Below are 13,254 nucleotides of genomic sequence, written 5' to 3'. Positions count from 1 at the left end.
CATCTATTTTTGGCACACCAGGAGAAGTACGAGTCATGGCCACGCTTGAGATCAAGGACCTGCACGTCTCGGTCGTCAGCGAGGACGCCCCCAAGGAGATCCTCAAGGGCGTCGACCTGACGATCAAGGCGGGCGAGACCCACGCCATCATGGGCCCCAACGGCTCCGGCAAGTCCACGCTGTCCTACGCCATCGCCGGTCACCCGAAGTACACGATCACCTCGGGCACCGTCACGCTCGACGGCGAGGACGTGCTGGAGATGTCCGTCGACGAGCGCGCCCGCGCGGGCCTGTTCCTCGCGATGCAGTACCCGGTCGAGGTGCCCGGCGTCTCGATGTCGAACTTCCTCCGCACCGCCGCCACCGCCGTCCGCGGCGAGGCCCCGAACCTCCGCCACTGGGTGAAGGAGGTCAAGGGTGCGATGGCCGACCTCGACATCGACCCGGCGTTCGCCGAGCGTTCGGTGAACGAGGGCTTCTCCGGCGGTGAGAAGAAGCGTCACGAGATCCTGCAGCTGGGTCTGCTCCAGCCGAAGGTCGCGATCCTCGACGAGACCGACTCGGGCCTGGACGTCGACGCGCTGCGCGTCGTGTCCGAGGGCGTCAACCGCTTCAAGGCTTCCGGTGAGGTCGGCGTCATGCTGATCACGCACTACACCCGGATCCTCAAGTACATCGAGCCGGACTTCGTGCACGTCTTCGCGAACGGCCGGATCGTCGAGTCCGGTGGCCGCGAGCTCGCCGACCAGCTCGAGTCCGAGGGTTACGTGAAGTACACGGGCACCAAGGAAGCCGCAGCCCTGTCCTGACGTTATAGGTGTTGAGAGGAGGCGCTGTGACCACCACCGCAGCACCACTGGATGTAACCGCTCTTCGGGCGGACTTCCCGATCCTGTCTCGCACCGTTCGTGACGGGAAGCGCCTGGTCTACCTGGACTCCGGCGCCACCTCGCAACGCCCGACGCAGGTTCTGGACGCTGAGAAGGCGTTCCTGCAGACCGCCAACGCGGCGGTCCACAGGGGTGCCCACCAGCTCGCCGAGGAAGCGACCGACGCTTACGAGGGTGCGCGCCAGCGCATCGCGGACTTCGTCGGCGCCGACTTCGGTGAGCTGGTCTTCACCAAGAACGCCACCGAGGGCTTCAACCTCGTGGCGTACGCGATGGGCAACGCCGCGACCTCGGGTCCCGAGGCAGCGCGTTTCGTCGTGAATCCCGGTGACGAGATCGTCGTGACCGAGATGGAGCACCACGCGAACCTCGTGCCGTGGCAGCAGCTCGCCCACCGCACGGGCGCGGTTCTGAAGTGGTTCAAGGTGACCCCCGACGGCCGCCTTGACCTGTCCGACATCGACAGCGTGATCACGCCGCGGACTCGCGTCGTGGCTTTCACGCACCAGTCGAACGTGCTCGGCACGATCAACCCGGTCGATGTTCTGGTCGCGGCTGCTCAACGCGTCGGCGCCCTCACGGTGCTGGACGCTTGCCAGTCCGTTCCGCACGGCCCGGTCGACTTCCACGCTCTGGGCGTCGACTTCGCTTCTTTCAGCGGCCACAAGATGCTCGGCCCGTCCGGCATCGGTGTCCTTTATGGACGTCGTGAGCTGCTGGAGGCGTTGCCTCCCTTCATCACCGGCGGCTCGATGATCGAGCTGGTCCGCATGGAGGGCTCGACGTTCGCACCGCCGCCACAGCGCTTCGAGGCCGGTTCGCCGATGACGTCCCAGGCCGTGGGTCTGGGTGCCGCGGTGGACTACCTGAGCGTTGTCGGCATGGAACGGATCCACGCGCACGAGCACGCGCTGACCGTTGCCGCGCTTGAAGGTCTGGGTGCTATCCCAGGTGTCCGCCTGATCGGCCCGCAGGACGCGGTCGACCGAGGCGGCGCCGTGCCGTTCGAGATCGAGGGCATCCACCCGCACGACGCCGGCCAGGTGCTGGACAGCCTGGGCATCGCCGTCCGCGTCGGCCACCACTGCGCGTGGCCGCTGCACCGCTGCCTGAACGCCCAGGCCAGCGTCCGCGCGACGTTCTACCTGTACAACACGCTGGACGAGGTCGACGCGCTGGTCGACGGCGTCCGCGAAGCGCAGAAGTTCTTCGGGGTGGCCTGAGATGCAGCTCCAGCAGATGTACCAGGAGATCATCCTGGACCACTACAAGAACCCGCACGGCCGAGGCCTGCGCTCGCCCTACGACGCCGAGTCGTTCCAGGTCAACCCGACCTGCGGCGACGAGGTGACGTTGCGCGTGCACGTGGTCGACGACGTGGTTCAGGACGTCTCCTACGACGGCCAGGGCTGCTCGATCAGCCAGGCCTCGACGTCCGTGTTGACGGACCTCGTCGTGGGTAAGCCGGTGGGTGAGGCGTTCAAGAAGCTGGACGCGTTCGTCGAGCTCATGCAGGGCCGCGGCCAGGTCGAGCCCGACGAGGACGTCCTCGAGGACGGCATCGCCTTCGCCGGTGTCGCGAAATACCCGGCACGCGTGAAGTGCGCGCTGCTGGGCTGGATGGCGTTCAAGGACGCAGTCGTACGAAGCCAGGGAGCAGCATGAGCACGGAAGAGCAGGTCGTCCGCGGTGCGGAGGGCATGCCTGTCTTCGAACAGAAGGCCGACGTCGCCGCGCTGGACGACGTGGAAGAGGCGATGCGCGACGTCGTCGACCCAGAGCTCGGCATCAACGTCGTCGACCTGGGTCTCGTCTACGACATCCGCGTCGACGAGGAGAACATCGCCACCATCGACATGACGCTGACCTCGGCGGCCTGCCCGCTGACCGACGTCATCGAGGACCAGACCCGCGCGGCACTGACCGGTGGCGCGGGCGGCGGCCTGGTGTCGGACTTCCGCATCAACTGGGTGTGGATGCCGCCGTGGGGCCCGGAGAAGATCACCGACGACGGCCGCGAGCAGCTGCGGGCGTTGGGCTTCACCGTCTGAGGTTTCTCAGCTTTTGGAACGGCGCGCATCCACAGGGTGCGCGCCGTTTTGCTGCGTAGAATTAAATGCGTTGCGACCCCAAGCGGGCCTCGCTTAACTTGATCCCATCACGACCGACAGAGATCAACCGGAGGAAGACATGCTTGCCAAGGCTCAGCTCGCGGGATGGCGAATTCTCGCCCTCATCGCCGGCGGTCTGCTGGCGGTGGCGTGGGGCTCCACGCCATGACCTGATCCCCAGGTCATGACCTCGGAGCCGCCCACGGGAAACCTGGGCGGTTTTCTTTTTGCGCTACTCGAATGCCGACGAGCTTCGGAAGCGGAACGGATTCCAAACCCGTTTCCCGAGGGTTCGACTCCTTCCGTCGGTGCTGCCCAAATGAATATCGCACGCGGCTGTGGTGAACTCGGCGGACACGTCGGTCTTCCAAACCGAAGAAGAGGGTTCGATGCCCTCCTGCCGCTCGCCCCTGTAGCCCAACGGAAGAGGCAACGCGCTCAGAACGCGTCCAGTCCAGGTTCGAATCCCGGTGGGGGCACGGCAACACACAACTGCATCGGGGGACGCGCCGGCACGCAGGTGATCCTTGCAAGATCGCCCTGGAGGGTTCGACACCCTCGTCTTCCACCCGTCCCGTAGCTCAGCTGGTGAGAGCGTCCGTCTGATACGCGGTAGGTCCCAGGTTCGAATCCTGGCGGGACGACCAGTGCACAGGCCTGACTCCCGGACTCGGGTCCGGGAGTCAGGCCGACACGTCAGGCGTAGACACGTTCGACGAACGACGCCAGCTGGTCCTCCGGCAGGTGCCGGGCGAGGTCCGCCTCGGACACCATGCCGACCAGCCGGTGGTTCTCGATCACCGGCAGCCGCCGGATCTGGTGGTCTCCCATCGTCTGCAGCACGTGTGCCACCGAGTCCTCCGCGTCGACCCAGTGGACGTGGCAGCCGAACTCGGCGACGCGGGTCGAAGCAAGATCCATTCCCTCGGCCACGGCCCTGATCACGATGTCGCGGTCGGTGATGATCCCGCGCAGCCGGTCGTCCTTGCCGCAGATCGGCAGCGATCCGACGTCGAGGTCCCGCATCATGCGAGCGGCCTCGACGAGGCTCGCGTCCTCGTCCACGCACCGCACTCCGGGGTGCATGATCTCGCGCGCTGTGGTCACAACCTCCTCCTTTTCTCCGCCCGTTCCACAGCATCCGCCCGGATGAATCACCCTGCAGTGTGGTGCTCTGAACGGGCTAAGCCCTTGCGTGGTCAACGGTCGAGAGTGCTACTCTCTGTGATTGCACGGTTACGTAATTGTAATCTCCGGGGGCCCGCTATGAGGTTGTTAGCGCAAGTAACCGATGATCCGTTGAGCGGCCTATCACCATCCGTGTACGAGACGGGCAGGCTCGTCGCGCTCGCCCCCTGGTTGAAGGGCCACGACGCCAGGATCCGGTACCTCCTCGATACTCAGCGCCCGGACGGCACTTGGGGCGGCCCCGCCGAATACGCGCTGGTTCCCACGCTCAGCGCGGTCGACGCACTCGGGCGGCACCCGGCGGCACGCAGAGGGCTCGAGGCACTCCGCAAGCTGCTCAGCCTCCCGCTCACGCCGCCTGACACGGTCGCGGTCGAGCTCATCGTGCCCGCTCTGGCCGAGAGACTTGGCCTGCACACGCCGGTCGACCCGCGCCCGCTGCACGCCCTCAGGCAACGTCCGCTGCCGGAAAAGCTCTGGCACACCCTGGAGATCTTCGGTCCGCGTCCCGAGGTCACGACGGTCAACGGCATTGTCGCCGCGAGCCCTGCCGCGACGGCGGTCCAGCTGCAAGGCCCCAGACCAGGCGAAAGCCTCGACTACCTGGAAACCGTCCAGCACAGACACGGCGGCCCCGTTCCCGCCGGAGTACCGGTCCCGCTGTTCGAACGTTCCTGGATCATCGTCGCCCTGAAGTCTGCTGGCCTCGACGTCCCCGATCCCATGGTCGGCCAGATCGAAGCCGCGTTCGGCCAGGACGGTGCCGCCGCCGGACCTGGACTTCCCGCTGACGCCGACGACACCGCGACCGCGTTGCACGCACTTGCGTTGTGCGACAGCCCCGTCTCCACAGCAGCTCTCCACCGCTACCGGGAAGCCCGCCACTTCTCCTGTTTCCCGGACGAGCGCACGCCGTCGACCAGCACGAACGCTCACGCGCTCCAGGCGATCGGCCACGACCGTCAGCTGGAGGAGTGGCTCCGCGACATGCAGGACCCCGGCGGCTACTGGCTCGACAAGTGGCACGCCTCGCCCTACTACGCCACCGCGTGCGTCACGAACGCCTTGCAAGGCAACGAAAAGGCTGTCAACTGGGTGCTGGACACGCAGAACGACGACGGCTCGTGGGGCCGATGGGAAGGCACCTACGAGGAAACCGCCTACGCCATCCGAATCCTGTCGCACACGCGGCAAGACGTCAGCGAAGCGATGATCCGCGGCGCGAAGTTCTTGAACGACTGGGGAGACCAAAAGCACCCGCCGCTGTGGCACGACAAAGACCTCTACACGCCAACGAGAATCGTTCGGGCGGAAGGCATGGCGGCGCTCCACCTCACGTGCGCGGTGCGCCGATGAACCGCACCGAGCTGAGGTTCGCGCTGTACCTGATTCCGTTCCTCGACTCGGTGGAGGACATCGAGGACGGCCTGGTCAAGCTCAGGGACCGGCGCTGGCTCATCTGGCATCCGGACGTGATGGCAGCGCTGTTCCGCAACGACCGCGACCTGCGGCACCCGCCGAGCCGCACGCTGAGCCCGTTGCTGGGCAACCGTTCCGTGCTGTGGCTCGACGGCGCCGAGCACACCGCGTACCGCCATGCGCTCGCGCCCATGTTGCGAGGCAACAGATATCAGGTGCTGATCGACGAGATGGTCGCGCGCTCGATCGCCGAACTGCCCAGCGGCGACCCGGTCGGGCTCGCCGCGTGGACTCGACGGCTGACGCTGCGGATCATCGGCCGCATCGTCTTCGGGGTGGACGACGACGAGCTGCTGACCGCGTTCACCCGCTGGCTCGACCGCCGCCTCGGCATCCGCGTCCGCACCCTCGCGCACCGCTACCTCGCGCCCGGCACCACGAGGTTCGACGCCGAGCTGGACCGAAGGCTCCTGCACCGCGCGAAAGCCGCCGAACCACCTGCGCTCGCCGCCTGCTTGCCGCAGGAAGATCTGCGCGACCAGGTGGTGTCACTTCTGTTCGCGGGCCACGAAACCACGGCTTCGGCCACGGCGTGGACGGTGTTCTGGATCTACCGGACGCCCGGACTCGCGGACAAGATCCTCAGCGGCGACGCTGCCCTGCTCGAAGCCACGATCATGGAGTCTCTCCGGCTGTCCCCGCCCGCGACGCTCGCCGGCAACCGGATGAGCGACGACGGCATGACGATCACGCCGAGCATCTACCTCGCGCACCGCCGCGCCGCAACCTACGCCGATCCGCACGTCTTCGACCCGGCCAGGTTCCTCGGTGGGCAACAGCGGACGGGCGCGTTCTTCCCGTTCGGCGGGGGAGTGCGGCACTGCCTGGGAAGGGACCTGGCGCTGCTGGAGATCCGGATGATCGTCACGGCGCTGCTGCGACATCGGCGCATCCGGCTCCACGTGCCCCGCCACTGCACACCCCAGCTGCGGGGCGCCGCGATGGCGCCACCGCCGAGCCTCGCGATGGTGGCCACGTGTCGGCGTTGATCTCCATCCACCGGCTGGAGCATCCGCTGGGCGTGCACTATGCGTGCTGCGCGGCGTGGGGTGCCTGCTACGCAACGAAGTTCGACCTCGCCGTGGTACTCGTGGTGCTCGCGAACTTCGTGGTGACCGTGGCCGCCAACGTGCTCAACGCATACGCCGACGTTCGCAACGACCTCGCCACCGCGGGGAAGCGGCGGGTCGCCACGGCGGTACTGGAGATCGGCGGCCATCGGGTGCTGGAGCTCGCGATCATCGAGATGACCGTCGCACTGGCGCTGGCCGCCGCGGTCTCCTGGCGCGCGGCGGCGGGCATCGGGCTGATCGTCTTGCTGTACCTGGCGTACAACCTCGAGCCGGTGCGGCTCAAGCGTCGCGGATATGCGGGTCCGGCGGCAATGGGTGTCGCCGTGTGGTTGTTGCCCAGCGTGACCGCCTATGCGGCGGCGGGGGGACATGCCAACCCCGCTGTCTGGCTCGTGTTCACCGGTGTCACCGCGCTCGCCGTCGGTCGTGGGCTGTGGTGGGCCGTGCCCGACCGGGAGGGCGACGCCGCGGCCGGCTCGATCACGCCGGCCGTGCGCTACGGCGTCCGGCACGCGGTCAACGCCGCCACGCAGTTCACGGTTGCCGGTCTGCTACTGCTCGGTGGTGGGCTCTGGCTGCGGTTCGGCCCGCTCTGGGCGATCGTCGGGGTCGTGGCGAGCGGGGCGTTCCTGCTCGCCCGCCGGCTGTCCACCACCCGGCTGATGTTGCGCCACGGCTTTTCGATCGCGGTGGGCGGAACCGTGGTGCTCGCCGCCATCCCGTTGCTGGCTCAGCTCTAACGCTTCCTGGCCAGCCCGCCCAGGCCTGGGAAGTGCTCGGGGTTGAGGTCCTGCTCGTCCTGGTCGAGTTCCCACAGCGGCACTGGCACGACGCCGGGACCCAGGACCTCCAGGCCGTCGAAGAACGACACGATCTGGTTCCGGTCGCGGTAGGCGAACTGCGGCACCTGATCCGTGTACATGGAGCTGAAGAGACCCACCGCGGACTGCAACGGGTCACGGACCGTGTGCGACAGCCCGAGGTGGCTGCCGGGCGCCAGCGCGTCCATGTAGGTACGCAGAATCTTGTGCGGTTCCTTCTCGTCGGGCACGAAATGCAGCACGTCCACAACCAGCAGGGCGACCGGCAGTGCGAGGTCCAGCGTCTGGCGCACTTCGGCCGACTCCAGCACCTTCGCGGGCTCGCAGAAGTCAGCGCACAGATGGGCGACCCCGTCGACGCCGGCGATGATGTCCCGGCTCATCGCCGCGACCGACGGGTCGATGTCGGTGTAGACCACCTCGGCGTCGGGCGCGGCCAGGTGCACATTGCCCGCGGTGGGCAGACCCGAGCCCAGGTCCAGGAACTGGTGCACGCCTAGATGGGTGAGCTTGCGGACCATCCGTCGCAAGAACGCCCGGTGGGCGCGCACCAGGTAGGGCAGGTGCGGTGAAGCGGAGACGAATTGTGCGGCCTGCTGCTGGTCGGCCTCTGTGTTGTGCGTTCCGCCCAGCCAGTAGTCCCTGATTCGCGCGGTGTTGGGCTGATCGGGACCGTTCTGTCCCGGTGCCCAGATGGGAGTGGCCACGGTGACTAACTACCGGATCCGGGCTTGGAGGCACACCACGTAGATCAAGGTTGGCCCAATCGGGTGAACGTCACCCGAAAGATTTCAGGCCGGTGATGTCTGTGCGACGAGGAATCCCACGACGTCGTCCAGCCGGCCGCGACGCGCGAACGCCCTCCGTTGCCTCGCCGCACCCGTGCCGTCGAGCAGCAACCGGTCGATGCCGTCGGTCACCATCTGGTAGTCGCCTGCGAACTCCAGCGCCGGCCGCACCCACCGCAGCAACGACGCGGCGATCGTGGACGCGGGCGTCGGCGCGCCGGTCACCGGGTCGATGCCGAAGCCCGCCAGACCGTCACGCGCGGCACGCCACATCGCCACCTTCAGCAGGTGCGGAGGGACCTTCACGGGCGCGGAACCGGAACTCAGTGCGGTGGCGGCGATTCCGCGCACCAGAGCGGCCAGCAGGACCGCTTCCTCCACCGTCGGTGCGACATCGGAGACCCGCAGTTCCAGCGTGGGGTGCTGGGCGGACAGCCGGACGTCCCAGTAGAGCATCCCCGCGTCCATCGCCGCGCCGCTCGCGACGATCTCCTCGCGCGCCGAGTAGTACTCGGCCGCGGAGTCGAAGTGCGGCGGCGCACCCGAAGTGGGCCAACGGTTCCACACGACGTAACGCCAGCTCGAGTACCCGGTGTCGGCGTCGAGCCAGTACGGCGAGTTCGCACCGAGTGCCAGCAAGGTCGGCAGCCACGGCCGCAGGTGGTTGCTCACGAAGATCTTCGACTCGTCGTCGGGCAGCCCGATGTGCACGTGACAGCCGCAGATCGCGAGGTCGTTGGTGAGCGCGCCCATCTCCTGCGCCATCCGGTGGTAGCGCGGGGAGTTCGTCAACGGCGTCGGCATCGTCAGTCCCAGCACCGGCGTTCCGGTGGCAACCAGCCGAGCGTCGTGGCGCGCGGCCCGTTCGATCAACGCGCGGCGCGCAACAGTGAGCTCGTCACGCAGCTCGCCCATGTCGGTGCAGATGCCGCTGGCCGATTCCACCTGGTACTGCGCGATTTCCTCCTGCAGGTCGACCTGGTAGCGGTCGGCTCCGGTGAGGACCTCGGTGGCACGGTTGGCCAAATGACCCGTGGAGGCCTCGACGAGAACGAATTCTTCTTCCACCCCAACGGTGAGGAGGCCGTCGATGCTGGTGCGTTGCGCGGGTACCGCTTGAGTTCTGCTGCCGACCTGCACGCCGAACCTCCTGTGCGCTGAGTAGCGACCACGATGCTATGAGTGATCAGCTCGTCGCACAGGAGGCGTTTGGTTGTACTTGTCAACTCACCGCACGTTGCGCGACACCACGCAGCACGTCGCGTCGTTCACTGCCCGGCCGGCCCATGACCCAGCTGGACCCGGCGAGCGACTTGGCGTGCTCCTTGACTGGTGCCAGCAACCGCGACACCTCGCGATACGACCCCACTGACCCCGCGGCACAGATAAGGGTCGCAAGAGAGAGGGTGATGTGTCGTCCCTCCGCCGTGTATGGCTTGTCCAGCAAACGGGCGGACAACGGCACCGTTTCGTCGAGCCCGGCGAGAATGAGGAAGTCGTCACCGCCGACGTGCCCGACCTGCACGCCGGGAAAGGCGTGCGCGAGATCCGCCAGGTCGTGCCCGATCTCGCGGATCAGGTCGTCGCCCGCCGCGAACCCGACCGTGTCGTTCACCTGCTTGAAGCTGTCGACGTCCAGCCAGGACACCGCGAAGATCTCGCCGAGCGCGATGCGCCGGTCGACCTCCTTCGCGATCGCGTCGCTGCCCGGCAGGCGGGTGAGCGGGCTCAACGCGGCCGCCTGCTCCACCTTGAGCTCGGCCACGCCGCGCACAACGTCCGCAACGCGCACAACACCCATGCACCGCTCGTTGTGGTCCACGACGATGAGGTCGTCGTTGGTGCGCTCACGGTTCGCGTGCGCCACCACGTCGAGCAGGTCGAGCGCCGACGACTCGGTGCCGATGATGTGCGGCTTGTCCGCGAGCCGGGCCGCCTCGCGCTTGGCGTGCAGGGCGTGCCCGTACGGCCCTGTCACCGCGAGCAGGAACCGGTTGCGGTCCACCGACCACTTCGGGCGGCCCTCGTCGTCGACGAGCACCACGCCCGTGACCGTCGGCTGGCTCGCCAGGACCTCGCGCACCTCTTCGCTCGTGGCGTGTTCGGGCAACGTCGTGGCGGGGTGCAGGAAGTCCGTGACCCTGGGGCCGGTGTTCCTGCGGATCTCCCCGGTCTCCGTGACCGCCTCGGGCGCGATGCGGGCGTTCACCGCCGGCCTCCGCTGCGGGGGCGCGAGCATGTTGCCCTGCGCGTGCCCGACTCCGAGCTTGCGGAGGTAGGTCAGCTGCGCCTCGGTCTCCACGCCCTCAGCAACGACCTGACCGCCCGTGTACTCGCCGAGGTGCACCAACGACCGCACCAGCGCGCACCGCGCCGCGTCGTCGGGCAACGTGCGGACGATCTCGCGGTCGAGCTTGAGGAAGTCCGGCGAGGCGCTGGTCAGGAGACCGAGCGGCACATCACCCTCGCCCACGCAGTCGAGCGCGATGCGGAATCCGTTGTTGCGCAACGTTTGCATCCCACGAGCGAGACGGGCGCGGTTGGCTCGCGAGTACGGCTCGCCGATCTCGATGACGATGCTGTCCGGGGAGCGGCGGGCGTCACGGAGCGCGCCGTAGAGCGGGCTCATGATCTCGGGCTTGTCCGCGACCGTGATCGCGAGCAGATTGACGTGCAACGGCAGCATCAGGTCGAAATCGGCCGCGGAACGGATGGCGCGGCAAGCGAGTCCTACGTCGGCGTTCGCCAGCAGACCGGCCTGGAAGGCGGCCTGGAGCAGATCCTGCACGCTGCCGTCGTGCGGCCGGGCCAGAGCCTCCACCGCGACGACGCCCCCGGTGTTCAGGTTGAACAGCGGCTGGAAGGCGAACCTGACGTCATCCAGCAATGCGGGCACGTCTCAGATCGTGCAGGTGCGAACGATTTGCACCAAGAGGGTTAACCAGGTGTTCACGAGGTTGGCGACGATCCGCCATAGCATGACTGCGCTGAGTGACACGCCGTTCACGCTGGGAGTTTCGGAGCGATTTGAGATACGCCGTTCGGACGGGACCTCTAACGCATCAGTTTGGTGCGAAGCCGCCATGGCGCTCGGCGGAACAGTGTGGTCATCGCCGCCACGGTGCCTCCGACGTCCTCGCGGCCCGAGAGGTACGCGCGCTGCAGCTCGACCGGGAGCTGGAGGAACAGCTCGAAGAAGTCCCTGGTCTCGTCGGCGTCCAAGCGGAGCAGTGCCTCGAGGCCGAGCCTCCTGAGCGCGTGCACGATGCGGGCCTTGCGTGACCAGATGACGCGCTGAGGGTCCTCGCCGGCGTTGATGGCCTGTGCGACCCGTGGCGCGAGCGCGAGAGAGACGGCGACGCTGTAGCCGGTGGCGGGATGGGTGAAGCCCGCTGAGGCGCCGAACGCGAGGCCCTTGGCTCTGGGCGCGTCGAGTGGGAATCGGACACGTTCTTCGGTCTCGGCAGGAGTTCGGCCGGGGCGAAGCTCGCCGAGCGGGCCGCCTGGCAGGAAGCGGGCGTGGAGCCGGTGGCGAAGTTCGCTGAGCGGCATACCGGGGCGCTGGGCCAGGCAGGTTTCCTCGACGAGCAGTCGGTTGTCGCCGAGCGGGACCGTGTAGAGGAACGTGTCGCCGTTGCGCCAGTCCATCAGTGTCGTGTCGGTGCTGTCCGACTCGATGACCGTGCCCACGGCCGTTTGCTCGGCACGGCCCTTGCGCGCGCCGGTGGCGTTGAACGTGTAGCGCGCAGGTGCTGGGCGTTGGACGACGGTGACTGTGTCGGGTAGTTCGTGAAGCCGTGCGTTGTCGAGCACTACGTAGGTGCGGGGGATCAGATGCTCCTCGCGCGCGTAGGCGCGAACTGTCGTGCTGATGGCTTTGGTCGGGGTGCCCGGTGGGAGCTCGTCGGCCCACGCGCCGTAGGTGGCCGTCCACACACGTTGCGGGTGACGGTCGACGATCGCGGTCTCGAGACCCTCCTGTGCGCAGGCGCGGGCCAGGGCGCGGCCGGCCGGGCCGCCACCGATCACGAGAACGTCGAACACGGGTCCATGATTGACCTCATGGCCAAGACCTACCGCCAGACCCTCATCCGTCGGGTCGGCAACGTCGTCATCAGTCGTGCCGTCTCGCTCGGCATCGCGCCCTCCTACTACGTACTGCTGTCCATCCGTGGGCGGCGCAGCGGTGCGGAGAGGACGATTCCCATCCGGTTGATGCGCCACGACGGGCAGGAGTGGTTCGTCGCGCCGTACGGAGTTCGCGACTGGGTGCGCAACGCACGGGCGGCCGGCGAAGCGGTCGTGCGAAGGGGACGCAGGTCACGTCAGGTTCGTTTGGTGGAGGTTCCGCGGCCGTCGCGGCGCCCGTGCTGGCCGCTTACGTGCGGAAGGAGCCGGTGACTAGGCCTTTCTTCGACGCACGCGTCGGTGACCCCGTCTCGGCGTTCGAGGCCGAGGCTGACCGCCATCCGGTCTTCCGAGTGGAGAACGTGCAGGTCAGTGGCGGTGCGGGCGCATAGGTGACCCCCCGATTTGGAGATCGAAACAGGCCTGTGTAATCTTCTCCAAGTCAGCGCAGAACGGGCCGGGAAACACCGGAACGGGGCGCGGCGAAAGACTTCTAAGCTTGACACAGCCCCAGAAGTGACTCTCCTCGGAGATGAGCTGCGGTGTGCGCGTGTTCTTTGAGAACTCAACAGCGTGCCGATAACACAGCCAGTAATATATGAATACCTCCTCGTCGAGGTATTCCTTTGAGTAGATAGATTGCCAGACATATTCCGTCTGGAGCGATCAAACACATTCCTTATTGGAGAGTTTGATCCTGGCTCAGGACGAACGCTGGCGGCGTGCTTAACACATGCAAGTCGAGCGGTAAGGCCCTTCGGGGTACACGAGCGGCG

14 protein-coding genes, 3 tRNA genes and 1 rRNA gene are annotated in these 13,254 nt (G+C 67.3%); 13 read left to right on the top strand and 5 right to left on the bottom strand.

The genetic code is table 11. The features are described 5' to 3' along the window. Positions 1-35: 35 nt before the first annotated feature. From sufC to FXN61_RS18475, 7 genes are all read left to right on the top strand, one after another. The gene (gene sufC, locus FXN61_RS18505; protein WP_167975308.1) at positions 36-809 is read left to right on the top strand and encodes a Fe-S cluster assembly ATPase SufC; all 774 of its coding nucleotides are present in this window, start codon (positions 36-38) and stop codon (positions 807-809) included. 26 nt (positions 810-835) lie between these two features. Beyond that, positions 836-2,113: a cysteine desulfurase gene (locus tag FXN61_RS18500; RefSeq protein ID WP_167975307.1), complete on the top strand. Its 1,278-nt coding sequence runs from the start codon at positions 836-838 to the stop codon at positions 2,111-2,113. A 1-nt stretch (position 2,114) separates the two neighbouring features. Continuing rightward, the gene (gene sufU, locus FXN61_RS18495) at positions 2,115-2,555 is read left to right on the top strand and encodes a Fe-S cluster assembly sulfur transfer protein SufU (RefSeq protein ID WP_167975306.1); all 441 of its coding nucleotides are present in this window, start codon (positions 2,115-2,117) and stop codon (positions 2,553-2,555) included. Continuing rightward, entirely contained in the window at positions 2,552-2,941 is a 390-nt protein-coding gene (locus FXN61_RS18490; protein WP_167975305.1) for a metal-sulfur cluster assembly factor, read from the top strand. Before sufU ends, FXN61_RS18490 begins: the two co-directional genes overlap by 4 nt. Positions 2,942-3,333: 392 nt before the next feature. Continuing rightward, positions 3,334-3,406, top strand: a tRNA-Gly gene (locus tag FXN61_RS18485). A 1-nt stretch (position 3,407) separates the two neighbouring features. Further along, positions 3,408-3,480: transfer RNA gene (locus FXN61_RS18480), tRNA-Leu, on the top strand. A gap of 91 nt (positions 3,481-3,571) precedes the next feature. Next, positions 3,572-3,648 (top strand) — tRNA-Ile (locus tag FXN61_RS18475). 49 nt (positions 3,649-3,697) lie between these two features. On the opposite strand, the gene FXN61_RS18470 is transcribed toward FXN61_RS18475, so the two are convergent. Beyond that, positions 3,698-4,108 (bottom strand): CBS domain-containing protein, encoded by a 411-nt coding sequence (locus tag FXN61_RS18470; protein WP_167975304.1) that lies wholly within the window; start codon positions 4,106-4,108, stop codon positions 3,698-3,700. Between the two features lie 213 nt (positions 4,109-4,321). On the opposite strand from FXN61_RS18470, the gene FXN61_RS18465 reads away from it, so the two are divergent. From FXN61_RS18465 to FXN61_RS18455, 3 genes are read left to right on the top strand one after another with little or no spacing between them, the layout of a single operon-like run. Beyond that, positions 4,322-5,545 carry a prenyltransferase/squalene oxidase repeat-containing protein gene (locus tag FXN61_RS18465; protein WP_167975303.1) on the top strand — a complete coding sequence of 408 codons (1,224 nt, stop codon included), beginning with the start codon at positions 4,322-4,324 and terminating at the stop codon, positions 5,543-5,545. Next, complete coding sequence (locus FXN61_RS18460; RefSeq protein WP_167975302.1) at positions 5,542-6,657, top strand: cytochrome P450; 1,116 nt, start codon at positions 5,542-5,544, stop codon at positions 6,655-6,657. Before FXN61_RS18465 ends, FXN61_RS18460 begins: the two co-directional genes overlap by 4 nt. Continuing rightward, entirely contained in the window at positions 6,645-7,481 is an 837-nt protein-coding gene (locus FXN61_RS18455; RefSeq protein ID WP_167975301.1) for a UbiA family prenyltransferase, read from the top strand. The genes FXN61_RS18460 and FXN61_RS18455 overlap by 13 nt, the downstream gene beginning before the upstream one ends. Here the strand turns inward: FXN61_RS18455 and FXN61_RS18450 are convergent. From FXN61_RS18450 to FXN61_RS18435, 4 genes are all read right to left on the bottom strand, one after another. Next, a complete protein-coding gene (locus tag FXN61_RS18450) occupies positions 7,478-8,269 on the bottom strand; it encodes an SAM-dependent methyltransferase (protein ID WP_167975300.1) in 792 nt (263 codons plus the stop codon). The genes FXN61_RS18455 and FXN61_RS18450 overlap by 4 nt on opposite strands. Before the next feature lie 84 nt (positions 8,270-8,353). Then, complete coding sequence (locus tag FXN61_RS18445; RefSeq protein WP_167975299.1) at positions 8,354-9,490, bottom strand: carboxylate-amine ligase; 1,137 nt, start codon at positions 9,488-9,490, stop codon at positions 8,354-8,356. A gap of 82 nt (positions 9,491-9,572) precedes the next feature. Further along, the gene (locus FXN61_RS18440; protein ID WP_312877831.1) at positions 9,573-11,246 is read right to left on the bottom strand and encodes a GGDEF domain-containing protein; all 1,674 of its coding nucleotides are present in this window, start codon (positions 11,244-11,246) and stop codon (positions 9,573-9,575) included. Between the two features lie 158 nt (positions 11,247-11,404). Beyond that, complete coding sequence (locus FXN61_RS18435; protein WP_167975298.1) at positions 11,405-12,394, bottom strand: lycopene cyclase family protein; 990 nt, start codon at positions 12,392-12,394, stop codon at positions 11,405-11,407. An 18-nt stretch (positions 12,395-12,412) separates the two neighbouring features. Here FXN61_RS18435 and FXN61_RS18430 point away from each other — a divergent pair, with 18 nt between their 5' ends. From FXN61_RS18430 to FXN61_RS18425, 3 genes are all read left to right on the top strand, one after another. Further along, the gene (locus FXN61_RS18430) at positions 12,413-12,751 is read left to right on the top strand and encodes a nitroreductase family deazaflavin-dependent oxidoreductase (protein WP_246291716.1); all 339 of its coding nucleotides are present in this window, start codon (positions 12,413-12,415) and stop codon (positions 12,749-12,751) included. After that, positions 12,748-12,870 (top strand): hypothetical protein, encoded by a 123-nt coding sequence (locus FXN61_RS54370; protein WP_281360517.1) that lies wholly within the window; start codon positions 12,748-12,750, stop codon positions 12,868-12,870. The genes FXN61_RS18430 and FXN61_RS54370 overlap by 4 nt, the downstream gene beginning before the upstream one ends. A gap of 287 nt (positions 12,871-13,157) precedes the next feature. Continuing rightward, positions 13,158-13,254, top strand: a 16S ribosomal RNA gene (locus FXN61_RS18425); the annotation flags it as partial.

The sequence above is a fragment of the Lentzea indica genome (assembly GCF_012184385.1).
GTDB classification, from domain to species: domain Bacteria; phylum Actinomycetota; class Actinomycetes; order Mycobacteriales; family Pseudonocardiaceae; genus Lentzea; species Lentzea indica.
Note: the sequence above shows the minus strand (reverse complement) of the source record. Positions and strands in the feature narration are given on the sequence as shown.

Bases quoted from the DNA above. Each gene is read 5' to 3' on its own strand.
- sufU (WP_167975306.1), top strand. From the start codon at position 2,115: ATGCAGCTCCAGCAGATGTACCAGGAGATCATCCTGGACCACTACAAG.
- sufC (WP_167975308.1), top strand. From the start codon at position 36: ATGGCCACGCTTGAGATCAAGGACCTGCACGTCTCGGTCGTCAGCGAG.
- FXN61_RS18460 (WP_167975302.1), top strand. From the start codon at position 5,542: ATGAACCGCACCGAGCTGAGGTTCGCGCTGTACCTGATTCCGTTCCTC.
- FXN61_RS18430 (WP_246291716.1), top strand. From the start codon at position 12,413: ATGGCCAAGACCTACCGCCAGACCCTCATCCGTCGGGTCGGCAACGTC.
- FXN61_RS18490 (WP_167975305.1), top strand. From the start codon at position 2,552: ATGAGCACGGAAGAGCAGGTCGTCCGCGGTGCGGAGGGCATGCCTGTC.